This window comes from Aeromonas sp. sif2433, from assembly GCF_019218705.1.
GTDB lineage: Bacteria > Pseudomonadota > Gammaproteobacteria > Enterobacterales > Aeromonadaceae > Aeromonas > Aeromonas encheleia.
The window spans coordinates 531821-554956 of sequence record NZ_JAHUXD010000001.1 but is presented as its reverse complement, the minus strand read 5'-3'; the positions used below and the strand labels follow the sequence as shown (position 1 = coordinate 554956).

The following is a 23136-nucleotide window of genomic DNA, read 5'->3' as shown; positions in this document are numbered from 1 at the left end:
CCCTGAAAATGAGAAAGGCCGACACCAGGTGTCGGCCTTTTTGTTTTTTTGCGCGGCGGATTAGATTGCCAGCGCCAGTTTGGCTTCGCGCTTCTCGCTTGCATGGGTGAGGCCATAGGCCAGCAGCACGATCAGCGCGCCAATCCAGGGGGTGTGCATCAATCCCAGGTGCTCCACCACAAAACCGCCCACCACGGATCCCAGCGCTATGCCGACGTTAAAGGCGGCGATGTTGAGGCCGGAGGCCACATCCACGGCGTTCGGGGTATGGCGCTCGGCCTGTTTCACCACCAGCACCTGCAGGCCCGGCACGTTGCCAAAGGCGAAGGCGCCCCACACCAGCACGGTCAGCACCGCCAGCACAGGGTGCGGCGCCGTGAAGGTGAGCATCAGCAGGATGAGTGCCAGCCCGCCAAACATCAGCTTCAGCGCGGGCAGCGGGCCCATCTTGTCCGCCAGCTTGCCGCCCCAGATGTTGCCGACGGCCACCGAGACTCCGTACACCAGCAGGATCAGGCTCACCGCATTGGCCCCGAAACCGCTCACCTGTTGCAGGATGGGGGCGAGGAAGGTAAAGGCGGTGAAGGCGCCGCCGTAGCCCAGCGCCGTCTTGGCGTAGACCATCAGCAGGGGCTTGTGGGTCAGCACGGCGAGCTGCTCGCGGATGGTCGACGCTGTCCCCTTGGGCAGGTTGCTCGGGATCAGCAGCAGGCTGCCGACCATGGCGATGACCCCGAGTGCGCTCACCACCAGGAAGGTCTCGCGCCAGCCGAACTGCTGACCAATCCAGGTGCCAAGCGGCACGCCGGTGACCAGCGCGACGGTGAGGCCGCTGAACATGATGGCGATGGCGCTGGCTGCTTTTTCTTTGGCTACCAGACCGGTGGCGATGGTCGACCCCACCGAGAAGAAGACCCCATGGGCCAGGCCGGTCAGCACCCGGGCGACGATCAGGCTGTTGTAGCCGGGGGCCTGCCAGGCCAGCAGGTTGCCGAGGGTGAACAGCGCCATCAACCCCACCAGCAGCCACTTGCGCGGCAGCTTGCCGGTGAGCGCCGTCAGCACAGGCGCGCCTATGGCGACGCCCAGGGCATAGAGGCTGACCAAGAGGCCCGCCGAGGGGAGCGAGACATTGAGCTGTTCGGCTATGGTTGGGATCAGCCCCACTATTACAAATTCGGTGGTGCCGATCGCAAAGGCACTCAGGGTGAGGGCAAACAACGCCAGTGGCATACAAACTCCTTGGACTGTGACTCCCGACGGGAGAATGGCGGCAGTATGCCGAGCTTGTTTGTTGGCAAAAATGACGATGAGATCAAAAGACTTTTGCTTAATCAGCAGCAATCATCGCGATGGATCGGGTCTTATCGGGCGGGGAATTGCATGGATGGCACATAAAACCAAAAAAAGCGGGAGGCATGGTGCCTCCCGCTAGGGGTTGGATAAATATCCCAGATCGTTATTGACTCCCTTCTCCCCTGGCGGGAGAAGGGGCGGGGATGAGGGGGATGGGATCGCTCGTGGTTGCAATAGGCTCGTGAGGGTTGCCGGTATCCGCCGCTGAAGCGAGAGATACAATGCGTCCTCTCCCGTTTAATCCCAATTCGGGGCGAAGTCCGGGTTGGCGCAGCGCTCGCCCCGCTCCAGGGTAGCGATGGCGGCCATCTCCTCGGGGTTGAGTTGCACCTTGAGGGCGGCCAGGTTGGCGGCCTGGTTCTCCCGCTTGGTGGAGCTCGGGATCACCGTCATGTTCTGGGCCAGCAGCCAGGCCAACGACACCTGGGCCGCCGAGACGCCATGGCGTGCGCCGATCTCCATCAGCACTGGTTCGCTCAGCACCTTGCCATAGGCCAGCGGCATGTAGGCGGTGAGGGCGATGCCCTGCTCCTGACAGAATTCCACCACCTTGCGGTTTTGCAGCAGGGGATGGATCTCCACCTGCTGGTGGGCGATGGCGCCTGGCCCCAGGATCTCGATGGCCTGTTTGAGCTGGGCCACGGTGAAGTTGGAGACCCCGATCTCCCGGGTCAGGCCCTGGGCCTTCGCCTCGGCCAGCTGCTCCAGATAGACCGCCATCGGCACCTCATCCTTGGGGGAGGGCCAGTGGATGAGCGCGAGATCCAGATAGTCGGTGCGCAGCTTCTCCAGGCTGGTCTTGAGGCTGGGAATGAGCTTGCCCTGACCAAATTCGCTGGTCCACACCTTGGTGGTCAGGTAGATATCGCCGCGGGGCACCGAAGTCGTGGCCAGCACCTCGCCCACTTCGGACTCGTTGTCGTAGATCTGGGCGGTATCGATGTGGCGATAGCCGAGCTCCAGGCCGGTATTCAGGGTGGCGAGCAGAGGCTCGGCTTTCAGGCGGAAGGTCCCCAGACCCATGGCAGGCATTTTCATCATCATGTTCCTTAATGGTGTTCTCAACGGTTCCCGGCCCTTCACTGGTGAAGGGGGGAGTGCAATTAGTATTGGCGCGCCGCCGCGGGGCGTCAGGCCGGCAGGCTGTGGTAGCGACGGATGCTGCTGTTGGCAAACCAGGGCTCGGCCTGGGCCACAAAGGCGAGAAAATGGGGCTGACGCTGGTGGGCGAGCAGCGCCTCTTCGCTCTCCCACAGCTCATAAAGCAGCCAGCCGTGGGGGTTATCCAGGCTCTGATGCAGCTGATAGGTGAGGCAGCCAGGCTCCTGCAGGGTGGCCGCTATCAGCGGCGTCAGGGCGGCCCGGAACTGGGCACCGTATTCGGGTATGGCTTCGAGCTGGGCAATCACGATCAGGGGGGATGGCATCTGCACCTCCTTGCTAAGACGAGGGCCAGTATGCCTGCGGCGAGGGGGGCGAAACATAGCCGCTCTCGCAAAACACTATTGAGATGAGCGCAGCAATAGGGAGAGAAAAGAGACCGGCGGGTAGCCGGCGCCGGGGAGCAATCCAGAGGAAAGCAGAGAGCTGGATGGGCTGGGGCGCTCACCCCTCGCCATCAGGCGGCCGCTTCTGACCAGACCGCGAACTCATTGCCGCTGGGTTCGACAAAGTGAAAGCGGCGGCCACCGGGAAAATCAAACAGCGGGCGGTTGATGGTGCCGCCATGGGCGCTGACCCTGGCTTGGGTCGCCTCTATGTCGGCGCTGTAGAACACCAGCAAGGCGCCGCCTTGCGCGCTGTGACTGCACAGATCCGCTCGGTAGAAGCCGCCATCCAGCCCCTCATCGGCAAAGGCCGCATAGTCCGGGCCATAGTCGACAAACTGCCAGCCGAACACGGTCTGAAAGAAGGCCTTGGTGGCCGCGAGATCCCTGGCGGCAAACTCCACATAGTTCAGTTTTTCATGGGCCTTGGTCATGGTTGACTCCCTGGCTTATCGATGGGTGATGCGTGACTGGTCGTTGGCTGCCTGAGTTGCCAGCGCTTCTGAGTCCGGAGCGTGGAGCGGGGCAGTGCCTCCCATGGGGTCAGCTTGAGCTGCTTTCGGCGCACCAGGAAGATGATCCCCATCAGCACACCGAACCCGATGCCGAACAGGGCACTCTGGCGCAGTGCAAACGCCGGGCTCACCTCATATTGCCAGCCGAAGAACCACATCAACAGACCCCAGATGATGCCCGTCGGTAGCCCCAGAACGAGCAGGTTGACCATAAAGCGCTCATAGTGGGGTGGCCTCAGCCGCAGGCCCAGTTTGCGCAGCAGCAGTATCAGTGGCGGATTGTAGCTGGTGGGCCACACGCCTTTGTTTTCGAGCTCCTGATGGGCGCTGTTCAGGCGACGTTCGTATGACATGCTTCTCTTCTTCCGTGATAACCAGAGGGGTACAGGCGGGGCTAGTCAATAAGCGTTCAGACCGGTACGTGGCTAAAGGGGTGTCGATTGTAGCCTTTTTATGGGCTCGGGTGTTTGCGCCGGATCACATCGACCATGCAGACAACGGGTGGGAACAGGCCAGGAGGAGAATGTCAGGCCAGAGGGGAAACAGATAGCCTCTGGCCTGAGTGATTATCTAAGGCGGCAACCCTTGTCACAGGGCCCGGCCATCGTAGTGGTGCACCGGCACCGAGTCGGGGTCTATCCCCTCCAGGCAGCGGATATTGATGGCGACTATGTGGTTGCCCTTGGGATCTACTCCCTCTCCATAGGGGTGCATGCCGCAGCGCGGACAGAAGCGGTGTTTGACCACGTGCTTGTTGAAGGTGTAGGTGCTGGCCGCCTCGTCCGGGGTCAGCAGGTGCAGCCTGTCGTGGGGCATGATCCACAGCAGGGATCCCTTGCGCTGGCAGATGGAGCAGTTGCAGGCCAGGGCCTGGGTCAGCTCCCCTTCGACTTCAAATGCCACCCTGCCGCAGTGGCAGCTTCCCTTGTATTTCATCACCGGACTCCTCGTTGGTTGTTGTGAGCCCCGGCAGGCGGCGAACCGGCCCTCTGCGGATGGCCCTCAGTCATTGTCCTCCACGCGCATTCAGACGGGATGCGCGAGCCGACTCAGTATAGCCAGTCTGCACTGGCGGCTTGTCGGGGCCCGGGTTGGCGCACCAGCCGGCGAGTCGATGCGGGTCATTTGGCTTGCCAACTCACCGCCATAATGACTATAAAGACGCATTACTCTTGCTGAGATAACAACAATGAAGACCCATTCCGATGAATTGACCCTGTTCGTGGCCGTGGTGGAGGCGGGCAGTTTTCGCCAGGCGGCGGAGAATCTGGGAATGGACAACTCCGTGGTGAGCCGGGGCATCAAGCGGCTGGAGGAGAAGCTCGCCACAGTGCTGCTCAATCGCACCACCCGGCGGGTCAGCCTGACCGAGGAGGGGAGCTGGTTCTATCAGCGAGCGGTGAAGGTGCTGACCGAGATGAGCGAGGCGGAGAGCCACCTGCTGATGCGCCGGGAACAGCCGGAGGGAATACTGAGGGTTGATGCCGCCACCCCCTTCATCCTGCACCGGCTGGTGCCCATCATCGGCGAGTTCCGCCGCCGCTACCCCGGCATCGAGCTGCAACTGCACAGCTCCGAGGGCTTCATCAACCTGATGGAGCGGCGGGTGGACATGGCCATTCGCATCGGCGAGCTGACCGACTCCTCCCTGCGCGCCCTGCCGCTCGGCCGCTCGCGGCTGCGGCTGTTGGCCTCTCCCGCTTACTTGAGCGAGCGGGGCACCCCGCGCCAACCGGCGGATCTGCTGGCGGGCCACGAGCTGCTCGGCTTTCTGCATCCCGATCACCTCAATCATTGGCCGCTGCTCAGCGAAGAGCAGGGGGACAGGTTCGCCATCAGCCCGACCCTGCGGGCCAGCAGCGGCGAGACCCTGCGCCAGCTAGCGCTGGCGGGGCAGGGGATCGTCTGCCTGTCGGACTTCATGACAGGGCCGGATCGGGCGAGCGGCGCCCTGGTGGAGGTGCTGGCCCGCAGCAACAGCGGCGCCTCGCGCCCCATCAACGGGGTCTTCTACTCCGATGCCCAACGCGACATCCGGTTGCGGGTCTGGCTCGACTTCCTGAGAGAGCAGCTTGGCGCCGAGGCGTTGTAGAGGGCATGTCGACAGTGCCAACCCCCTCCCCCCCCACGAGGGGGAGGGGTCATTTTCTCCCACCCCTTGGCAAGGAGAGGGCTGGGGTCAGGTGCGGTCAGAACACCCGCGCTTGCCAATAAAAAGAGGCCGACATCGCTGTCGGCCTCGTGCGTTTTCATCTCAAGGATGCATGGGTTGCCCGATTAATCCTCTTCGGCCCAGCGACGGGAGCGTTCTACCGCCTTCTGCCAGCCGCGATAGCGCTTGTCGCGATCGGCGTGATCCATCTGCGGGATGAACTCGCGATCCACGCTGAACTTGTCCTGCAGCTCGTCCGAGCTCTTCCAGAAGCCGACCGCCAGACCGGCCAGGAAGGCGGCGCCCATGGCGGTGGTCTCGATGCGGGTCGGGCGCACCACAGGGGTGTGCATCATGTCGGACTGGAACTGCATCAGGAAGTCGTTGGCGACGGCGCCACCGTCCACCTTGAGGGAGGCCAGCTTGATGCCGGAGTCCTGCTGCATGGCGTCGAGCACATCGCGGCTCTGGTAGGCGATGGACTCCAGCGCGGCGCGGATGATGTGGTTGCGGTTGGCGCCGCGGGTCAGGCCGACCATGGTGCCGCGAGCGTACGGATCCCAGTAGGGGGCGCCCAGGCCGACGAAGGCCGGCACCAGGTAGACGCCGTTGGTATCACCCACCTTGGAGGCGAAGTAGTCGGTGTCGCGGGCATCGTGAATGATCTTCAGCTCGTCGCGCAGCCACTGGATGGTGGCGCCGCCCATGAACACGGCTCCCTCGAGGGCATAGTTCACCTCCCCCTTAGGACCGATGGCGACCGTGGTCAGCAGGCCGTTGTTGGAGCGGACCGGCTCGGTGCCGGTGTTCATCAGCAGGAAGCAGCCGGTGCCATAGGTGTTCTTGGCCATGCCCTTCTCGAAGCAGAGCTGGCCGAACAGGGCGGACTGCTGGTCACCGGCGATGCCGGCGATGGGGATGCGGGCGCCGCCGCCACGGGTGGTGTAGCCATACACCTCGGAGGAGGGTTTGACTTCGGGCAGCATGGAGAGCGGGATGCCCAGCTCGTCCAGCATCTTCTGGTCCCACTTCAGCTCGCGGATGTTGTAGAGCATGGTGCGCGAGGCGTTGGTCGGATCGGTGACGTGCACCTCGCCGTTGGTCATCTTCCACACCAGCCAGGTGTCGATGGTGCCGAACAGCAGCTCGCCGTTCATCGCCTGCTCGCGGGCCCCTTCCACGTTGTCGAGGATCCACTTCACCTTGGTGCCGGAGAAGTAGGCATCCAGCACCAGGCCGGTGTTGTCGCGCACATACTCTTCCAGGCCGCGGGCCTTGAGCTCCTCGCAGATGGCGGCGGTGCGGCGGCACTGCCAGACGATGGCGTTGTAGATGGGCTTGCCGGTGGCCTTCTCCCACACCACGGTCGTTTCACGCTGGTTGGTGATGCCGATGGCGGCGATCTGTTCGCTGTGCAGGCCGCTCTTGGCCAGTACCTCGGTGAAGACGGAGGACTGGGTCGCCCAGATCTCCATGGGATCGTGCTCGACCCAGCCCGCCTTGGGGTAGTGCTGGGTGAATTCGCGCTGGGAGGTCGCGACTATATTGGCATCCTGATCGAACACTATGGCACGGGACGAGGTGGTGCCTTGATCCAGGGCGACGACATATTTCTTTTCAGCAGACATGATGTTCTCCACGTTTTTTGGGGCCGCTCTTATGCGGCGGCCTTGTCGTTAGCGAGTTGGGCTGCGTCCTGGGTGGCGGCAACACGGTTGCCCGGCACGCAGGGGGCCAATACTTTCACATAGAGGGCGGTACCCAGCTGGGCACCGACGATGGGGCCGAGGATGGGCACCCAGAAGTAGGGGTTGTCACGGCCGCCGGTCAGGGCCACATCACCCCAGCCTGCGACGAAGGCGAACAGCTTGGGACCGAAGTCACGGGCCGGGTTCATGGCGAAGCCGGTCAAGGGGCCGAGGGAGGCGCCGATCACCGCGATCAGGATGCCGATCAGCAGGGCGGCGGCGAAGCCCTTGGGGGCGCCGTTGTTGTTGTCACCCAGTGCCATGATGCCCAGCATCAGCACGGCGGTGATCACCAGCTCGACCGCGAACGCCTGCATGTTGGAGAGCAGGGCATTGGGGTAGGTGGAGAAGATGCCGGCGGTGCCGAGGCTCTCGACGCTGCCGCGCACCACGTTGTGGGTCAGCTCCCACTGGGTGAACAGGCCGCCGTAGAGGAAGTAGACCAGAGCGGCGGAGCAGAAGGCACCGGCGATCTGGGCGATGATGAAGGGCACCACCTTGCGCTTGTCAAAGCCGGCGAAGGTCATCAGCGCCAGGGTCACGGCCGGGTTCAGGTGGGCACCTGAGATGCCACCGGTGACATAGATGGCGATGGCGACACCCAGACCCCAGGTAATGGAGATTTCCCATTGTCCGAAGTTGGCACCGGCCAGCACCAGGGCTGCCACACAACCGACGCCGAAGAAGATCAGCAGGCCGGTTCCGATAAACTCGGCGATGCACTCGCCAAGCAGGGTATTGGGTCTTTGTATGCTCATACCTTTTTTCCTTATATCCACCCAGAGTAGGTTTGATGTTCCATCTCGTTATCTTTTTGTCCCATCTATTGCGCCCGAAAACGGTTTTTCTTGTTTTTTGAGTCGGCGCAAACGTTATGCTCGTTTGCGCTCGTTCTTGGACGAGAGAGAAAATAAACCTTCTGGGTGAATTCACCATCCCCCTGCCACCGGAAATGTGGACAAGATCCCACTCATTGCTAAGAAAATGTGACGAAAAGCAACAGTGATTGGCGTAAATACTACTTAGGGGGTATCCCTATGCCTTGCCATATATGGGATGGAAGCCAATGAGCGATCACTCATTACATGATTTATTTTGTAATAAATATGCAATATTTGAGTCTCCATCACAGATTGAATGTTCACATATGAGCACAATAGGCTCGCTTACGAATCAGGACTCATCTGGTCGTGGCAAGACCAGGGCACCCTCAACCGCCCATAACAACAATAAGGAAGCAGAACATGCTTAGTCTCTTCAGGCCTGCACCCCACATCGACAGGCTGCCGGCCGACCAGGTCGATCCCTTCTACAAACGCATGCGTTGGCAGATGTTTTTCGGGATCTTCTTCGGCTACGCCGGTTACTACCTGGTACGCAAGAACTTCAGTCTGGCGATGCCCTACCTGATCGAGCAGGGCTTCTCCCGCGGTGATCTGGGCCTGGCCCTGTCCGGCGTCTCCATCGCCTACGGTCTGTCCAAGTTCCTGATGGGGAACGTGTCGGATCGCTCCAACGCGCGCTATTTCCTCTCCGCCGGCCTGCTGCTCTCGGCCGGCATCATGTTCATGATGGGGACTGTGCACTGGGCCACCTCCAGCATCGCCATCATGTTCGTTCTGCTGTTCCTGAACGGCTGGGTACAGGGCATGGGCTGGCCGCCCTGCGGTCGCACCATGGTGCACTGGTGGTCCCAGAAGGAGCGCGGCGAAGTGGTTGCGGTCTGGAACGTGGCCCACAACGTGGGCGGCGGCATGATAGGTCCGCTGTTCATCCTCGGCATGGGCTGGTTCAACGACTGGCGCAGCGCCTTCTATGTGCCGGCCGCCGCCGCTGCCGCCATCGCGGTGATCGCCTTCTTCGTGATGCGCGATACCCCGCAATCGGTCGGCCTGCCGCCCATCGAGGAGTACAAGGAAGATTATCCGAAGGATTACAACGAGAGCCACGAGCAGGAGTTCTCCGCCAAGGAGATCTTCGTCAAGTACGTGCTGCACAACAAGCTGCTGTGGTACATCGCCATCGCCAACGCCTTCGTCTACCTCATCCGCTACGGGGTGCTGGACTGGGCGCCGACCTACCTCAAGGAGGCCAAGGACTTCAGCGTGGATCACTCCTCCTGGGCCTACTTCCTCTATGAGTGGGCGGGGATCCCGGGCACCCTGCTGTGCGGCTGGATCTCCGACAAGCTGTTCCAGGGCCGCCGCGCCCCGGCCGGCATCCTGTTCATGGTGCTGGTGACCGTCGCCGTGCTGGTCTACTGGCTCAACCCGGCTGGCAACCCGACCGTCGACATGCTGGCGCTGGTGGCCATCGGCTTCCTGATCTACGGCCCCGTCATGCTGATCGGTCTCTACGCCCTGGAGCTGGCACCGAAGAAGGCGGCCGGTACCGCGGCCGGCTTCACCGGGCTGTTCGGTTATCTGGGTGGCGCCGTGGCGGCCAACGCCATGCTGGGCTACACAGTCGATCACTTCGGCTGGGATGGTGGCTTCATGGTGCTGACCGCGTCTTGCGTGCTCTCCATCATCTTGCTGGCCATGACCCTCAAGCACGAGAACCTGGCCGTGGCTGCCAAGGCGGCCGCCAATAAGGCATAAAACGTGATCCTGACCTTATCGATCCCAAAGGGGATAAGGTAAACTCCAAAAGGCCCCGCATTGCCGGGGCCTTTTTTCGTCTCATCACCGGAGTGCAAGCGTGAAGCAAACCCAACGACATCTGGAGATCCTGGACGTCCTGACGCGGCAGGGCTTTGTCTCGACCGACGATCTGGTGACCCACTTCGACGTCAGCCCCCAGACCATTCGCCGGGATCTGAACGATCTCGCCGAGCAGAACAAGATCCGGCGTCATCATGGCGGTGCCTCCCTGCATTCGAGTACCGTCAACACCGCCTACAGCGCCCGCAAGGTGATGCAACTCAAGGAGAAAGAGCGCATCGCCCGCGAGGTGGCCGCCCACATTCCCGACGGCTCCTCCCTCTTCATCGATATCGGCACCACCACCGAGGCCATCGCCCGCGCCCTGCTCGATCACCGTGAGCTGCGCATCGTCACCAACAACCTCAACGTCGCCAGCATCCTCACCGCCAAGGATGACTTCACCGTCATCATCGCCGGTGGCGAGATCCGCAACCGGGATGGCGGCATAGTGGGGGAGGCGACCCGTGACTTCATCGGCCAGTTCCGCATGGACTATGGCGTCATCGGCATATCGGGCATCGACAACGACGGCTCCCTGCTCGATTTCGATTACCACGAGGTGAAGATCGCCCAGGCCATCATCGCCCACTCCCGCCAGGTGTTCCTGGCCGCCGACCACACCAAGTTCGGTCGCAATGCTATGGTCAACCTCGGCAACCTCAACCAGATCCACGCCATGTTCACCGATCAGGAGCCGCCGGAGAAGCTGATGCGGCTGATGTCCCAGCACCAGATCGAGTGCCACATCTGCTGATAACCCCTTAACCCGCACCGGCATCAGGCCGCCACGCTGGCGGCCGCTTCCTTTCTGTTTTATCCCTGTTTCTGCCCTCTGTACCCGCGCCCGGGTCAACCCCGGCATCTCCCCTGGTTCGCACCCTGTGCACGCCTCATCCCTTCCTGGCTATTCCGTCACCGACTGGCAGCATTTTTAGCATTGTCAGAACAATCGCGATCACATTTCCCTCATAAAATGTTCGTTTATCATTTTTTCATGTTCTAATATGAGCGAAATCAAACATTGCCGGCCTGGCAAACCCAAAATAAGAAAGTAGGTGAACATGAGCGAACATTATGATCTGGTCGTCGTCGGCGGCGGTATCAACGGAGTCGGCATCGCGGCAGATGCGGCGGGGCGGGGGCTGAAGGTGGCGTTGTTCGAGGCCCAGGATCTCGCCTCTGCCACCTCCTCCAACTCCAGCAAGCTGATCCACGGTGGCCTGCGCTACCTCGAGCACTACGAGTTCAGGCTGGTGAAAGAGGCCCTTGCCGAGCGCGAGGTGCTGCTCGGCATGGCGCCCCACATCGCCCGCCCCATGCGCTTTCGCCTGCCACATCGCCCGCACCTGCGCCCGGCCTGGATGATCCGCGCCGGCCTCTTCCTCTATGACAACCTGGCCAAGCGCGACCGGCTCAAGGGCAGCTGCGGCGTGCGCTTCCTGCCGCAGGATGGGCTGAAGAGCGGCATCGGCAAGGGATTCGAATACTCGGATGCCTGGGTCGATGACGCCCGGCTGGTGGTGCTCAACGCCATGATGGCCCGCGACAAGGGCGCCGAGGTGCAGACTCGCACCCGCTGCATCAAGGCGGTGCGCGGCTCCAAGCACTGGACCCTGACCCTGGAGCGGGCGGGGGGCGAGCAGTTCAGTGTTACCTGCCGCGCCCTGGTCAATGCGGCCGGCCCCTGGGTCAAGACCTTCTACGACGAGAGCCTGCACGAGAAATCCCCGCGCGGTATCCGCCTGATCAAGGGCAGCCACATCATAGTGCCGCGCATTCACGAGCGCGAAGAGGCCTACATACTGCAAAACGAGGACAACCGCATCGTCTTCGTCATCCCTTACCAGCAGGATTACTCCCTGATTGGCACCACGGACGTGGAGCACAAGGGCGATCCGCGCGAGGCGAAGATCAGCGTCGCCGAGGTGGATTACCTCTGCCAGGTGGTCAACGCTCACTTCAGCCGCCAGATCTCGCCCGCCGAGGTGATCTGGACCTATGCCGGGGTGCGCCCGCTCTGCGATGACGAGTCCGACTCGCCCCAGGCGGTGACCCGCGACTACACGCTCGAACTCAGTGGCGAATCCGATGGCGCGCCGCTGCTGTCGGTGTTTGGCGGCAAGCTCACCACCTATCGCAAGCTGGCCCAGGCCGCCTGCAACAAGCTCAAGCCCTGGTTCGGCCAGATGGGGGAGGACTGGACCGCCTTCAGCCGGCTGCCGGGTGGCGAGTTCGACTGCACCACCGCCGAGCTGGCCCGCGCCTATCTGCTCGAGTTCGACTGGCTGGACGAGCGCAGCGCCCGTCGCATCGCCGAGGCCTATGGCAGCCACGCCCGCCTCTGGCTGCACGAGGCGCGCGGTCAGCACTTTGGTGCAGGCCTGTACGAGTCTGAAGTGCGTTACCTGATGCACCGCGAGTGGGCCCATTCGCTGGAAGATATCCTGTGGCGCCGCAGCAAGCTGGGGCTGCGCCTCTCCGATGCCGAACAGCAGCAACTGCTGGCCTGGCTGGAACATCAGCACCACGCCCTCTCCAAGGCGGGCTGATCGACGGGCGGGCGGCCTCTCGGCCGTCCGCCGTAAAACTGAAATAAACCTCTGCTATAACAATAACCTACATTCAACACACAATAATAAAGAGCATCACCTATGAAGAAACGTCCTCTCTCCCTGGTCGCCCTTGGCCTCGGGGCCGTCCTCGCCTTGCCCGCCCTGGCGGCCGACGAAGGCAAGATAGTGATCGCCCACCGCGGCGCCTCCGGTTACCTGCCTGAGCACACCCTGGCCTCCAAGGCGCTCGCCTATGGCATGGGCGCCGATTATCTGGAGCAGGATCTGGTGATGACCAAGGATGACCAGCTGGTGGTGATGCACGATCACTTCCTCGATGGCATCACGGACGTGGCCGAGCGCTTCCCCGACCGGGCCCGTCCGGATGGTCGTTACTACGTGGTAGATTTCACCCTGGCCGAGGTGCGATCGCTGCGCATGACGGAGCCGTTCCAGCTGGTGGATGGCAAGCAGGTGCCTGTCTATCCGGCCCGTTTCCCGCTGTGGCAGTCCAGCTTCCAGATCCACACCTTCCAGGAAGAGATAGAGATGATCCAGGGGCTCAACAAGAGCACCGGCAACAACATCGGCATCTACCCGGAGATAAAAGCGCCCTGGCTGTTCCGTCACGAAGGCAAGGACATCTCCAAGGCGGTGCTGCAGGTGCTCAAGCAGTACGGCTACACCAACAAGGAGAGCAAGATCTACCTGCAGAGCTTCGATGCCGATGAGCTCAAGCGCATCGACGGCGAGCTGATGCCGGCGCTGGGCATGGACTTGAAGCTGGTGCAGCTGATGGCCGAGACCGACTGGAACGAGACCATGGTCTACGACGCCAAGGGCAAGGCGACCCCCTACGACTACGGCTGGATGTTCAAGCCGGGCGCCATGAAGACGATCGCCGGCTATGCCGACGGCATAGGCCCCTGGAAGCCGATGATAGTCACCGAGCCGGGCACCCCGGGCAAGCCGGTGTTCACCGGCATGGTGAAGGAGGCCCACGCCGCCGGCCTCAAAGTGCATCCCTATACCTTCCGCCAGGATCAGGGCCAGATCCCGGCCTATGCGAAAGACTTCACCGACCTGCTCAACATCTTCCTCTATCAGGCCGATGTGGACGGGGTGTTCAGCGACTTCCCTGACAAGGCGGTCGCGGTCATCAAGGCGCACGGCAAATAATAAAAGAAGAGCAACACGGGAACGCAAGCGGGGCCAAGGTGCCCCGCTTTTTTATGGCATATTGAGAATCTGGACCGCGGCCGGGGAGGGTAAGAGGGTCGGTATGGGGGATCCTACTTAGGATAGTAGGTGTAATCATATGTTTACGATTTTGATGGTTCAGACGCCTTTGTTACGCTACTTTCGGGTGCTTCCTGTCGCTGCGTTGGTTGTTTATCCACCGAATGGAGAATGTGACCACTGGTTTCACTTGATTGTTTGTTTTTCCTTGGTAAGGTGGGGACGGTTGCGTAACAAAGTGCTGACTTGTGTAAACAATAAAATACACCTCGTGCTTTTTGGCTTAATACAGTAGAGAGAATGAGATCATGCAGAGAGACCCCCTGAACAACATCCATATCCAGTCCGAACAAGTGATGATCACGCCTGCCCAGCTCAAGGAGAAGTTACCCATCTCTGCCCAGGCGCTGGCATTCGTGCAAGGGGCCCGCAGCACCATAGCCGACATCATCCATCGTCGCGATCACCGCCTGCTGGTGATCTGTGGACCCTGCTCCATCCACGACATGGACGCCGCCAAAGAGTACGCAACCAGACTCAAAGCGCTGCATGACGCCTATCAGGATTCTCTCTACATAGTCATGCGGGTCTACTTTGAGAAGCCGCGCACCACGGTCGGCTGGAAGGGCTTCATCAACGATCCGAATCTGGATGGCACCTTCGACGTGGAGCTGGGGCTGCATCGCGCCCGTGAGCTGCTCTGCTGGCTGGCGGAGCTGGAGTTGCCGCTGGCGACCGAGGCGCTGGACCCCATCAGCCCGCAATACCTGGCGGAGCTGTTCTCCTGGTCTGCCATCGGCGCTCGTACCACCGAATCCCAGACCCACAGAGAGATGGCCTCCGGCCTCTCCATGCCGGTCGGCTTCAAGAACGGCACCGACGGCAACCTCGGCACCGCCATCAACGCGCTGCAGGCGGCCTCCAGCCCCCATGCCTTCATGGGCATCAACCAGCAGGGTCAGGTCGCCCTGCTGCAGACCCAGGGCAACCCGGACGGCCACGTGATCCTGCGCGGCGGCAAGCACCCGAACTACGACTCGGTCAATGTGTCGCTGGCGGAAGAGGCGCTGGAGAAGGCGGGCCTGCTGCCCGGACTGGTGGTGGATTGCAGCCACGGCAACTCCAGCAAGGATCATCGCCTGCAACCCAAGGTGGCCGACAACGTCATCCACCAGATCCAGGAGGGCAACAGCTCCATCATAGGGGTGATGCTCGAATCCAACCTGCTGGAGGGCAATCAGTCCAGCGAGCAGCCCAAGGAGCAGATGCGCTACGGGGTCTCCATCACCGATGCCTGCATCGACTGGGACACCACCGCCACCCTGCTGGCACGTTGCCACAGCCAGCTGGCGACCCCTCTCAAGGGCAGAACCTCGTCTTAAGCCGTGGTATCTTGTCTGACGGAAAGTCGAGAACGGCACACCCCTTGGCTGTGCCGTTCTCGTGACATCTTGTTGTCATCGATTGAATCACAGGGCGCCGCCGCCAGCGGCGCCAGCAGGGACCGGATATGGCTGAAGAGTTGAATGCCCTCAGAGACAAGATTGATGCGGTAGATCGGCAGTTGATCGATCTGCTGGCGGAGCGTCTGGCCCTGGTGGGGGAAGTGGGCGAGGTGAAGAGTCGGCACGGCCTGCCCATCTACGCGCCGGATCGGGAGGCGAGCATGCTGGCCCGCCGCCGGGCCGAGGCCGAGGCGCTCGGGGTGCCGGGGGATCTCATCGAGGATGTGCTGCGCCGGGTGATGCGCGAATCCTACGCCAGCGAGAAAGATACCGGCTTCAAGTGCATGAAGCCGACTCTGGGCAAGGTGGTCATCATCGGCGGCCAGGGCCAGCTTGGCCGGCTGTTCGGCCATATGTTCAGCCTCTCCGGCTATCGCGTCGAGACCCTGGAGCAGGCCGACTGGCCGAGGGCCGATGCCATCCTGGCCGGTGCTGGCCTGGTGATGGTGGCGGTACCCATCGACATCACCTGCCAGATCATCGACCGGCTCGGCCACTTGCCCGCCGATTGCCTGCTGGTGGATGTCACCAGCGTCAAGGGGGAGCCGCTCGCTCACATGCTGGCGGTACACCAGGGGCCGGTATTGGGGCTGCACCCCATGTTCGGGCCGGACGTGGCCAGCCTCGCCAAGCAGGTGATCGTCTGCTGCCAGGGCCGGGACCCGGCCGCCAGCCAGTGGCTGCTGGATCAGATGACCATCTGGGGCGCCCGCCTGCAGCAGGTCGAGGCCCGCGCCCACGATGAGGCCATGACCCTCATTCAGGCGCTGCGTCACTTCGCGACCTTCGCCTACGGCTGGCACCTCTCTCAAGAGCGGGCCAATCTGGACAGGCTGCTGGCCCTGAGCTCCCCCATCTACCGGCTGGAGCTCGCCATGGTGGGACGGCTGTTCGCCCAGGATCCCGAGCTCTATGCCGACATCATCCTCTCGTCGCCGCAGAATCTGGCGATGATCCGCCGCTACTACCAGAACTTCGGTGAGGTGCTGGGGTTGCTGGAGCAGGGGGACAGGGCCGGCTTCATCGAGGCCTTCTCGCAGGTCTCCGGCTTCTTCGGCGAACATGCCGACGAGTTCCTGCGCGAGAGCCGCATGCTGCTGGCCCAGGCCAACGACCGCCGCCAGCACGGCTGAGGCGGCGTGCATCCATACAAAAGGGGCCCTCGGGGCCCCTTTTGCTGTCTGTGCTATCCAGTCTGGGATTATTCCGGCTGCGGCAGGCGCAGATCGGCATCGGCCCAGCCCAGCGGCAGGGTCAGCAACTGATCGATCAGCTCCCGGCGATCGGACTTCTCCAGGTAGGCGAGGTAGAGCGGGCGACTCAGCGGCTGACCCCCTTCCACCAGATGAAGCCGTCCCTGCTCGAGGAAGGGGCTCACCATCCGCCGTGGCAGATAGGCGGCGCCACCGTTGGCCAGCACGAACTGCAACGCCATGCTGGCGGAGCTCGAATGCAACACCGGGGTCTTCTGCAGGCTCTGCAGCCGGCTGGGCTGCGGCTCGAAGCTGGTGCCCCAGTCGAGGTGAATGTGCGGCATCTGCATCAGGCTGTCGGCGTTGGCGGCCCCATCCCGGCTCACCAGCTCGAACACCAGCTCACCGATGGGGTGCAGGGCGATCTCGTCGATCTTGGTCGGCTCCGAGAGCAGGGCCAGATCGAGGGAGCGCTCCAGCAGCTGGCGGCACAGGTGCTCGCGGGAGGCGGTCTCGAGCCGTACCGCGAGGCCGGGGGCCAGCGCATAGACATGGTTGAGCCAGTCGTTGAAATCGAGCTCCCAGAACACCGCTGGCGCGCCGATGGCGAGCTGCTGACTGAAACCGGGGGAGAGGGCCACATCCTGCTTGGCGCGGCCCAGGGTGTGCAAGATGGCATCGGCGTAGGGCAGCAGACGCTCACCGGAGGCCGTCAGCCGGATGTTGTTGCGATGACGGGCAAACAGACTGACCCCGAGCTGTTGCTCGAGCTGGCGGATCCGAAAGCTCACCGCCGACTGGGTCAGATAGAGATTCTCAGCCGCCCGGCCAAAGTGGCGGGTCTTGCTGACCTCGATGAAGGTCCGCAGCAGTTCGGTATCCATTAATCGAGTGACTCGTCGCTGCCACCACCGCCGCCGCCACCACTCTCGAAGCCGCCGCCGGTGTCTTCGTTGGCGCCGCCCGCGACTGTGCAGAGGCGGTGCACCCGCTTGGGACCGATCACCTTCAGATATTTGAACCACACCTTGGCGTGCGGGTTGCCACCGGCCTCACCGGATTTGACCTGTTCGAGGAAGGCACTCTCGACCTCATCGCGCGGCGCCAGGTTGCCCTGATAGAGCGCCAGCATGACGGTGCCGAACTTTTCCAGACTGTCCGCTTCGGCCACGGTGAATTCGCCACTGCGACGCAGGCCACGGGGGAAATGTTTGAAGTCATTGAAACGCTTGTCTGATTCGAAGCTCATAGTGCTCTTGTTCTGGTTAGTTTGACCTTTGCGGGCAAGTATCATCAGGCCGTCGCAGAGTGCAAAATCAATTTTCTTCCTATGTTAATAAATATCTTTCATCGAACTGGGTTTGTCTCACCCCGCGCGGGAATTTTGCGGTGAGCAGCACAAAAAGCCTGAAAAATAGTGGAGTTATGTCAGCTTCTGTAAAGGAAGGAGAGAATGGCCGCAGATAAAAAAGCTAAAAATAAAGCGCCATATGGCGCTTTATTTGGGATCGTCATGAATCGGCTGAACCCGATATCCGGTCACTCACTCGATCATGGCTGGCTGAGCCAGGTTGTCGGCACGCCACAGACGGTAGCGTACTTCATACTCCTGCGGCACATAGATGACGAACGGCAGCTTGGAGTTGTAGTTCACGAAGAAGCCCTGACCATAGATCTGGATGAAGGTCTCTTTCTTCTGACCGTCCGGGCAGGCCATCAGGGTGCTGATGGGGCCGGAGACCTGACCCAGGGTCAGGTAGTTGTAGCCCCAGCCCTTGACGCTGTGCTGTTCCAGGTTGCCGGCGAAGCGAGGCAGGTTGCAGTCAACCGGCATCTTCTTGCCGACCTGCAGCTCGACCATCATGTCGGCTTCGTTCTCGACTTCCGGCAGGCGGATCACGACACGTTCCTGGTTCACTTCGGCGGCGGGGAACATGCTGATATCAAATTTTTTCGGCTCGGCGGCGAAGGCATGGCCACCCAATAACAAGGCGCCCAGCAGGCTAAAACGCAATACGGTTTTCATCTGTACCTCATGGGGTTGGTTCAACGCCGCTAGACTAACCGCTCTGCCGGTTTCATGCCAGCGCTCTGCGGCCCAAATCCGGCGGGATCAGGCACACAATGACGTGATCTGGTGCTTTTTTGATATCAAATCCCACCAATGCTCTTATCCCTCGCCGAGGGGGCGGGGCCAACGCGGCCGGCCGAGGCCCCGCACCGTCCGGCTAGCGTACCAGCAGCACCTGCTTGGCCCAGGCACTGGGTGCCCGCATGCCGATGGCGCCGCTGGTGATGTCGAGATAGGCCACCGTCTTGCCCGCCGGGAAGGGGGTGGAGGACCAGAGATAGACGTAGCCGTCATTCACCTCCTTGCCCTCGCCGGCCATGGCGCGGGGAAAGATGGTTTCATTCAGTGCCGGTTTGTAGCAGGCGGATTCCAGCAGGCTGGCCAGCTCCTTGATGGTGGGCAGGCGCCAGTCATGGTGGCCGCCGAAGCCATAGAGGGCGTGGTTGGGTTCGGTGCGGATCCGCTCCGCCGTCAGCAGCGCCTGTTGCCAGTAGAGCCGGGTCGGCTCGCCGCTGCAGCTCTGGTTGCGCCAGCTCTGGCCGAGCTGGCAACGCATCCAGGTCAGGCCGGAGGCTCTGTCCGTCACTGTGCCGTCGCCGCGATCGAGGAAGCGTGAGCTGGGGCTGGTTCTGGGCATGCTGTCGTCGCAGATGGCGATGGCCAGTGCCAGCGGGCTGCACAGACAAAGCAGCAGGGTCAGGAGAAACTTGTTCATCGGGTTACCTCGGCCACCAGGCGCAGTTGCAGGGCATTGACTTCATTGGGATTCTGGACGGCATAGGGATAATCGGCGCCCGGATCCTCCCCCAGGAACTGGGGACCAAGGACCGCGATGGGAACGCTCTCGAGACGACGGGACGGGGTCAGGGTCTGACTCCAGTAGATGCCATGGTAGTCACCGTTGGAAGGGCCGACATCGGGGAAATAGCGCACATCAATGCTGACGACCTGGCCGTCTTGCTGACTGAGGGAGCCAAAATGCTGCAGGCTCATCAGCTCCTGAATGTGGGGCAGACGCCAGTTCTGGATGCCGCACAGTTGCTGGCTATTGAGCCATTGACGGTATTGCTCGGTTGAGCAGATGGCCTCGCCATTCGGGCAGGCGTAGTCCAGCTCCTTCTGGGTGGGATGGTAGTTGCCGAATTCCCAGGCGAAGACCCGATGCAGATCCCGCGGACTGTCCGGGTCATCCAGCTTTTTCTCCCAGACGAGGCCGCTGTTGAGATCCTCCACACAATCCCATTGAGCTGCGCTGTCCGGCAGCGGCTGCCCCTTGTTGTCGAGCTTGCGATAACGCAGGGGAGCCTGCTTGAGGCTGGCATCCTGGCCCGGGTGATCCGCGGGCTCGCTGGTGAGCAGATAATCCACTCCGTCGCTGTACGTCGTGACGCCGCTGGCGGTGACCAGGGCTCTTGGCTGCTGCTGTTGCAATACGGCGCCGAGTCGGGGTTGCAGGCTGAGGAGCTCCGGACTGTCGGAAAAATGCTGACTGAGCTCGGGCAGCAGGGTGACCAGCCCCTGCCAGATCTGGCGCCGGCGTTCATCGACCGTGATCCCCGGCAGGGTCGTGGCGTCATCGAGTGCGGCCAGCGCCAGTTCACCGAGGGCCTGGTTGAACTCTTCCAACCGAGCCAGGGCGGCCAGATCCTGGCCCGGCTGCAGCGGCGCCAGGGCGAGCAGCAGGGCGGCCAGCGCCTCGGCCGGTGGTAATCCCTCGCCGATGCGGGTCTGCAACAGGCTGCTCAGGGGGGTGGGGGTGAGCTGCTGCCCATCCTGGCGTGCCGCCGGGTGGGTCAGGGTCAGGGCTGCCGGGTCGCTTGGGATGAACAGCAGGGGGCTGGTCAGCAAGGCGGGGGAGCGGCCTGTCAGCGGGCGGGCACCGGCGGCGCCGCTGACGGCGGGTTCACCGGCGTCGCAGCGATCGTTTTGATTGAGGTTGACGCACAGGGTGCCCGCCTGGGGCAGGCTGGCCGTCAGGCGATAGTCCGGCGCGGCCAGGGGCGCCTCGTCCGAGCCGCCACCGCAGGCGGTGAGCAGGGGCGCCAGCAAACAGGCCAGCGGGCTAATTCTCATCTTCATTTATGGTCCTTGGAGGGGCCTGGCCCCTCGCTGCTATTAATAGGAACGAACGGTCTTGCGACGGGCGAGGCGGCGCCAGAGGGCGAGCGGCAACAGCCAGAGCGGGTTGAAGGCTCCGCCCCCGCCGCTGTCCGCGGTGTCGAAGTGGATGATGCCGTCATCCGGCGGCGCTATGGGCTCGCCGCACCGGGCACCGGTGCGCTGGCTGATGCTCCAGCCATTGAGGCGGCCCTGCTTGCCGGGGGCGTTGTCCACCAGCTCCAGGGTCCACCGGCCGGCCAGCGGCTCACCGATGAGCTGACTCAGGGGCTGCAAGGATTGCAGCTCGGTCGGGAACACCCCCTTGAGGCGCGGCAGCGGGCTGTAGCCCTTGTCCCAGATCTGGACCCGGGTGCCGGAGGGGGAGTTGAGCCAGATCTCCAGCTCGTCCAGGGCCTGGTGTTGCAGATCCAGGCTCAGTTGCAGCTCACCGCTCACCCGGGCCAGGGTCTTCTCCACCATCAGGCTGGTCTGGCTCAGCCCCTTCTCATCGGAGCTCAACGCATCCCTGAGGGTCAGTGACTGGCCGTTGGCCCGGCTGATCACGGGGGTACCGATGGGCAGGCTCAGTTGCTGCTGCCACTGGCGCTCGCTCGGGCTGGCGCCGGTGAGGGCTAGGCTGACCGGCAGCGCCGCGACATCGCCACAGGCGAGCGGGCTCTGGGCCAGCAGCCGCAGGGTGGTGGTCATGCTGGCACCTGCCGCCAGGGTGCTGGTCTGCCACTGGTAGGGATCGGCCTGCAGGCCGCCGGGCAGGGCCAGGCTCAGACTGTGCAGGGTCACCGCCGTGGTGCCGGGGTTGCTGAGGCTGAGCACCACGGACTGGCGCTTGCCGAGTTCGATGGCGCTGCCGTCGGCCAGGGCTATGTTGACCGGCGCCTGCAGCAGGCCGTGCTGGCGGAATGCCTGCTCCAGCAGACGGCCATAGTGGCGCGCCGGGTAGAGCCGCTCGGCCGTGTCCACCGTGAGGCGGGCCAGCTGCGGCATGCGGATGGCCGGGCCCAGGCCGAAGTGGGCCTCGATGACGAGGCGATCAAACTCGTCCCGCGCCAGCTCCCCGTGCTCGGCCACCGCCGCCAGCAGGGCCTGGAACAGGGGCGTGCCCCACAGCTGATCCCCGTTGCTGCCGTTGATGGTGCGGTGGGCCGGGTAGTTGTAGTCCGGGTGGTAGCGGGCGCGCAGATCGTCCAGCTGGCGCGGCGCCCTGTCGGTGAAGCGGGCATCCCAGTTGAACACCATGGCCGGCTCGAAGTTGCGCCCGGCCTCGCTGCGCTGGCGATGGCTGGCCGCCAGATAGTCGCTGAAGCCTTCGCCGATGGCGCCCCAGTCTCCCTCATCGCCGAGATCCGGCACTATGTGGTGCTGCACCGCATGGCCGAACTCGTGCCAGACAACCATGGGATCCTCGGCATCTGGCACGCCGCTGCGGCCCAGCTCCAGCCTGCGCTCGAACGGATCGTAGAGGGAGTTGTCCTGAAAGCCCGCATCGGTGTCGATGTCGAGGGCGCCGGGGATGAGGTCGGCAAAGCCGAGCGCCTCGAGGTGACGCTGGGCCAGGTCCAGGTGGTAGTAGGCGTTGATGTCGGCAAAGCCGGCATCGTCCCGGGTCAGGCGAAATGCCAGCGGGTTGTCGGCGCGGTAGGGGGCCGTGCTGGGCTCCATGGCATCCACCACTCGGGCATGGGGGCCGCTCAGCACGTAGTCACTGCCAGACAGGGTGACGGGCAGCGCCACCTTGTCCTGATAGGCGGCATCGGCCAGCACCAGAGCTTCGTGCCAGACCAGGCTGGCATCTTGCAGCTGGGTGCGAGGATCCGGATCGAACACCCGGGCCAGCACCGACACCTCGCCCGCGTCGGCTACCTGCAGCGCCTGGGTGGTGGCGATGTCGCCCCAGCGGCCGAGCTCCTGACTGCCGTCACAGCTCGAAAACAGCTGCACATGGGAGGCCTTGGCGTTGCCCTCCTTGTGCTCGCGTACACGCAGGCGCAGGGCCGGCACCAGGGTCTCCCCAGCGCGCCAGTACCAGGCCTCGACCGGTCCCAGCGGATCTATTTGGCTGCCCGCGTCGCGCAGGCTGGTCAGCAGGGGCTCCAGGTTGCCGCTGGCATCGCAACCCGGCTGGCTGGCGGTGAGGGGGCGCAGGTTGTGGTAGAGGCGCCAGGGCTTGCCGGCCGGATCGATGCTGACGGCGGCCTGGGTGGTGGCCACCGGCAGGCCGTTGACCAGCTGGTGGAAGCTATGGTGATGGCCGAGCAGGCTGGTCCTGTCGTAGTCGGGGACGAGGGTCACGCCGAGGCGCTGCTCCAGCCACTGCTGCGGCGTGGTGGTCAGCGGCGCTGCATCGACGAACAGCAGCTCCGCCGCACAGAGGGGCTGGGCGAGCAGGGTCGCCGCCAGCCAGAGGGCCAGGGAAGAGGGTTTCATAGTTGACT

Annotated in this window: 21 protein-coding genes; 7 read left to right on the top strand and 14 right to left on the bottom strand. The window is 63.0% G+C overall.

What is annotated here, in order from left to right; translation table 11 throughout:
- Positions 1-60: 60 nt before the first annotated feature.
- From KW825_RS02355 to KW825_RS02330, 6 genes are all read right to left on the bottom strand, one after another.
- Complete coding sequence (locus KW825_RS02355; protein ID WP_218328072.1) at positions 61-1233, bottom strand: MFS transporter; 1173 nt, start codon at positions 1231-1233, stop codon at positions 61-63.
- Between the two features lie 360 nt (positions 1234-1593).
- Positions 1594-2397 carry a 2,5-didehydrogluconate reductase DkgB gene (gene dkgB / locus KW825_RS02350; protein ID WP_218328071.1) on the bottom strand — a complete coding sequence of 268 codons (804 nt, stop codon included), beginning with the start codon at positions 2395-2397 and terminating at the stop codon, positions 1594-1596.
- An 89-nt stretch (positions 2398-2486) separates the two neighbouring features.
- The gene (locus KW825_RS02345; protein ID WP_218328070.1) at positions 2487-2783 is read right to left on the bottom strand and encodes a putative quinol monooxygenase; all 297 of its coding nucleotides are present in this window, start codon (positions 2781-2783) and stop codon (positions 2487-2489) included.
- Positions 2784-2974: 191 nt separating this feature from the next.
- On the bottom strand, positions 2975-3337 hold the full coding sequence (locus KW825_RS02340) for a VOC family protein (protein WP_218328069.1): 363 nt from the start codon (positions 3335-3337) through the stop codon (positions 2975-2977).
- Complete coding sequence (locus tag KW825_RS02335; protein WP_218328068.1) at positions 3334-3771, bottom strand: DUF6404 family protein; 438 nt, start codon at positions 3769-3771, stop codon at positions 3334-3336. Before KW825_RS02335 ends, KW825_RS02340 begins: the two co-directional genes overlap by 4 nt.
- Before the next feature lie 235 nt (positions 3772-4006).
- A complete protein-coding gene (locus KW825_RS02330; RefSeq protein ID WP_218290257.1) occupies positions 4007-4354 on the bottom strand; it encodes a GFA family protein in 348 nt (115 codons plus the stop codon).
- 253 nt (positions 4355-4607) lie between these two features.
- On the opposite strand from KW825_RS02330, the gene KW825_RS02325 reads away from it, so the two are divergent.
- Positions 4608-5510, top strand: a complete 903-nt coding sequence (locus tag KW825_RS02325) for a LysR substrate-binding domain-containing protein (RefSeq protein WP_218328067.1) — start codon at positions 4608-4610, stop codon at positions 5508-5510.
- A gap of 185 nt (positions 5511-5695) precedes the next feature.
- On the opposite strand, the gene glpK is transcribed toward KW825_RS02325, so the two are convergent.
- Positions 5696-7198 carry a glycerol kinase GlpK gene (glpK, locus tag KW825_RS02320; protein WP_042651463.1) on the bottom strand — a complete coding sequence of 501 codons (1503 nt, stop codon included), beginning with the start codon at positions 7196-7198 and terminating at the stop codon, positions 5696-5698.
- Between the two features lie 29 nt (positions 7199-7227).
- Positions 7228-8076: an MIP/aquaporin family protein gene (locus KW825_RS02315; RefSeq protein ID WP_042651464.1), complete on the bottom strand. Its 849-nt coding sequence runs from the start codon at positions 8074-8076 to the stop codon at positions 7228-7230.
- Between the two features lie 486 nt (positions 8077-8562).
- Here KW825_RS02315 and glpT point away from each other — a divergent pair, with 486 nt between their 5' ends.
- The 6 genes from glpT (at position 8563) to tyrA (ending at position 16452) form a co-directional block, all read left to right on the top strand.
- Complete coding sequence (gene glpT / locus KW825_RS02310) at positions 8563-9918, top strand: glycerol-3-phosphate transporter (RefSeq protein WP_218328066.1); 1356 nt, start codon at positions 8563-8565, stop codon at positions 9916-9918.
- 100 nt (positions 9919-10018) lie between these two features.
- Positions 10019-10777: a DeoR/GlpR family transcriptional regulator gene (locus KW825_RS02305; protein WP_218290261.1), complete on the top strand. Its 759-nt coding sequence runs from the start codon at positions 10019-10021 to the stop codon at positions 10775-10777.
- A gap of 307 nt (positions 10778-11084) precedes the next feature.
- Positions 11085-12572, top strand: a complete 1488-nt coding sequence (glpD, locus tag KW825_RS02300) for a glycerol-3-phosphate dehydrogenase (RefSeq protein ID WP_218328065.1) — start codon at positions 11085-11087, stop codon at positions 12570-12572.
- Positions 12573-12674: 102 nt separating this feature from the next.
- Positions 12675-13754 carry a glycerophosphodiester phosphodiesterase gene (gene glpQ / locus KW825_RS02295; RefSeq protein ID WP_218328064.1) on the top strand — a complete coding sequence of 360 codons (1080 nt, stop codon included), beginning with the start codon at positions 12675-12677 and terminating at the stop codon, positions 13752-13754.
- A 368-nt stretch (positions 13755-14122) separates the two neighbouring features.
- The gene (locus KW825_RS02290; RefSeq protein WP_218328063.1) at positions 14123-15196 is read left to right on the top strand and encodes a 3-deoxy-7-phosphoheptulonate synthase; all 1074 of its coding nucleotides are present in this window, start codon (positions 14123-14125) and stop codon (positions 15194-15196) included.
- A 128-nt stretch (positions 15197-15324) separates the two neighbouring features.
- On the top strand, positions 15325-16452 hold the full coding sequence (gene tyrA / locus KW825_RS02285) for a bifunctional chorismate mutase/prephenate dehydrogenase (protein ID WP_042651470.1): 1128 nt from the start codon (positions 15325-15327) through the stop codon (positions 16450-16452).
- 68 nt (positions 16453-16520) lie between these two features.
- On the opposite strand, the gene hdfR is transcribed toward tyrA, so the two are convergent.
- The 6 genes from hdfR to KW825_RS02255 form a co-directional block, all read right to left on the bottom strand.
- Complete coding sequence (gene hdfR, locus KW825_RS02280; protein ID WP_042651471.1) at positions 16521-17396, bottom strand: HTH-type transcriptional regulator HdfR; 876 nt, start codon at positions 17394-17396, stop codon at positions 16521-16523.
- Complete coding sequence (locus KW825_RS02275) at positions 17396-17761, bottom strand: DUF413 domain-containing protein (RefSeq protein WP_042651472.1); 366 nt, start codon at positions 17759-17761, stop codon at positions 17396-17398. The genes hdfR and KW825_RS02275 overlap by 1 nt, the downstream gene beginning before the upstream one ends.
- Before the next feature lie 294 nt (positions 17762-18055).
- A complete protein-coding gene (gene eco, locus KW825_RS02270; protein WP_042651473.1) occupies positions 18056-18538 on the bottom strand; it encodes a serine protease inhibitor ecotin in 483 nt (160 codons plus the stop codon).
- Between the two features lie 202 nt (positions 18539-18740).
- Positions 18741-19298: a DUF1566 domain-containing protein gene (locus KW825_RS02265; RefSeq protein WP_042651474.1), complete on the bottom strand. Its 558-nt coding sequence runs from the start codon at positions 19296-19298 to the stop codon at positions 18741-18743.
- Entirely contained in the window at positions 19295-20662 is a 1368-nt protein-coding gene (locus KW825_RS02260; RefSeq protein WP_042651475.1) for a DUF1566 domain-containing protein, read from the bottom strand. Before KW825_RS02260 ends, KW825_RS02265 begins: the two co-directional genes overlap by 4 nt.
- A 36-nt stretch (positions 20663-20698) precedes the next feature.
- A complete protein-coding gene (locus tag KW825_RS02255; RefSeq protein WP_218328062.1) occupies positions 20699-23128 on the bottom strand; it encodes a proprotein convertase P-domain-containing protein in 2430 nt (809 codons plus the stop codon).
- Positions 23129-23136: the final 8 nt, after the last annotated feature.

What these genes read in the sequence shown, in the direction of transcription:
- KW825_RS02355 (WP_218328072.1), bottom strand. Translation starts at nt 1,233, where the DNA reads ATGCCACTGGCGTTGTTTGCCCTCACCCTGAGTGCCTTTGCGATCGGC.
- dkgB (WP_218328071.1), bottom strand. Translation starts at nt 2,397, where the DNA reads ATGATGAAAATGCCTGCCATGGGTCTGGGGACCTTCCGCCTGAAAGCC.
- KW825_RS02345 (WP_218328070.1), bottom strand. Translation starts at nt 2,783, where the DNA reads ATGCCATCCCCCCTGATCGTGATTGCCCAGCTCGAAGCCATACCCGAA.
- KW825_RS02340 (WP_218328069.1), bottom strand. Translation starts at nt 3,337, where the DNA reads ATGACCAAGGCCCATGAAAAACTGAACTATGTGGAGTTTGCCGCCAGG.
- KW825_RS02335 (WP_218328068.1), bottom strand. Translation starts at nt 3,771, where the DNA reads ATGTCATACGAACGTCGCCTGAACAGCGCCCATCAGGAGCTCGAAAAC.
- KW825_RS02330 (WP_218290257.1), bottom strand. Translation starts at nt 4,354, where the DNA reads ATGAAATACAAGGGAAGCTGCCACTGCGGCAGGGTGGCATTTGAAGTC.
- KW825_RS02325 (WP_218328067.1), top strand. Translation starts at nt 4,608, where the DNA reads ATGAAGACCCATTCCGATGAATTGACCCTGTTCGTGGCCGTGGTGGAG.
- glpK (WP_042651463.1), bottom strand. Translation starts at nt 7,198, where the DNA reads ATGTCTGCTGAAAAGAAATATGTCGTCGCCCTGGATCAAGGCACCACC.
- KW825_RS02315 (WP_042651464.1), bottom strand. Translation starts at nt 8,076, where the DNA reads ATGAGCATACAAAGACCCAATACCCTGCTTGGCGAGTGCATCGCCGAG.
- glpT (WP_218328066.1), top strand. Translation starts at nt 8,563, where the DNA reads ATGCTTAGTCTCTTCAGGCCTGCACCCCACATCGACAGGCTGCCGGCC.
- glpD (WP_218328065.1), top strand. Translation starts at nt 11,085, where the DNA reads ATGAGCGAACATTATGATCTGGTCGTCGTCGGCGGCGGTATCAACGGA.
- glpQ (WP_218328064.1), top strand. Translation starts at nt 12,675, where the DNA reads ATGAAGAAACGTCCTCTCTCCCTGGTCGCCCTTGGCCTCGGGGCCGTC.
- KW825_RS02290 (WP_218328063.1), top strand. Translation starts at nt 14,123, where the DNA reads ATGCAGAGAGACCCCCTGAACAACATCCATATCCAGTCCGAACAAGTG.
- tyrA (WP_042651470.1), top strand. Translation starts at nt 15,325, where the DNA reads ATGGCTGAAGAGTTGAATGCCCTCAGAGACAAGATTGATGCGGTAGAT.
- hdfR (WP_042651471.1), bottom strand. Translation starts at nt 17,396, where the DNA reads ATGGATACCGAACTGCTGCGGACCTTCATCGAGGTCAGCAAGACCCGC.
- KW825_RS02275 (WP_042651472.1), bottom strand. Translation starts at nt 17,761, where the DNA reads ATGAGCTTCGAATCAGACAAGCGTTTCAATGACTTCAAACATTTCCCC.
- eco (WP_042651473.1), bottom strand. Translation starts at nt 18,538, where the DNA reads ATGAAAACCGTATTGCGTTTTAGCCTGCTGGGCGCCTTGTTATTGGGT.
- KW825_RS02265 (WP_042651474.1), bottom strand. Translation starts at nt 19,298, where the DNA reads ATGAACAAGTTTCTCCTGACCCTGCTGCTTTGTCTGTGCAGCCCGCTG.
- KW825_RS02260 (WP_042651475.1), bottom strand. Translation starts at nt 20,662, where the DNA reads ATGAAGATGAGAATTAGCCCGCTGGCCTGTTTGCTGGCGCCCCTGCTC.
- KW825_RS02255 (WP_218328062.1), bottom strand. Translation starts at nt 23,128, where the DNA reads ATGAAACCCTCTTCCCTGGCCCTCTGGCTGGCGGCGACCCTGCTCGCC.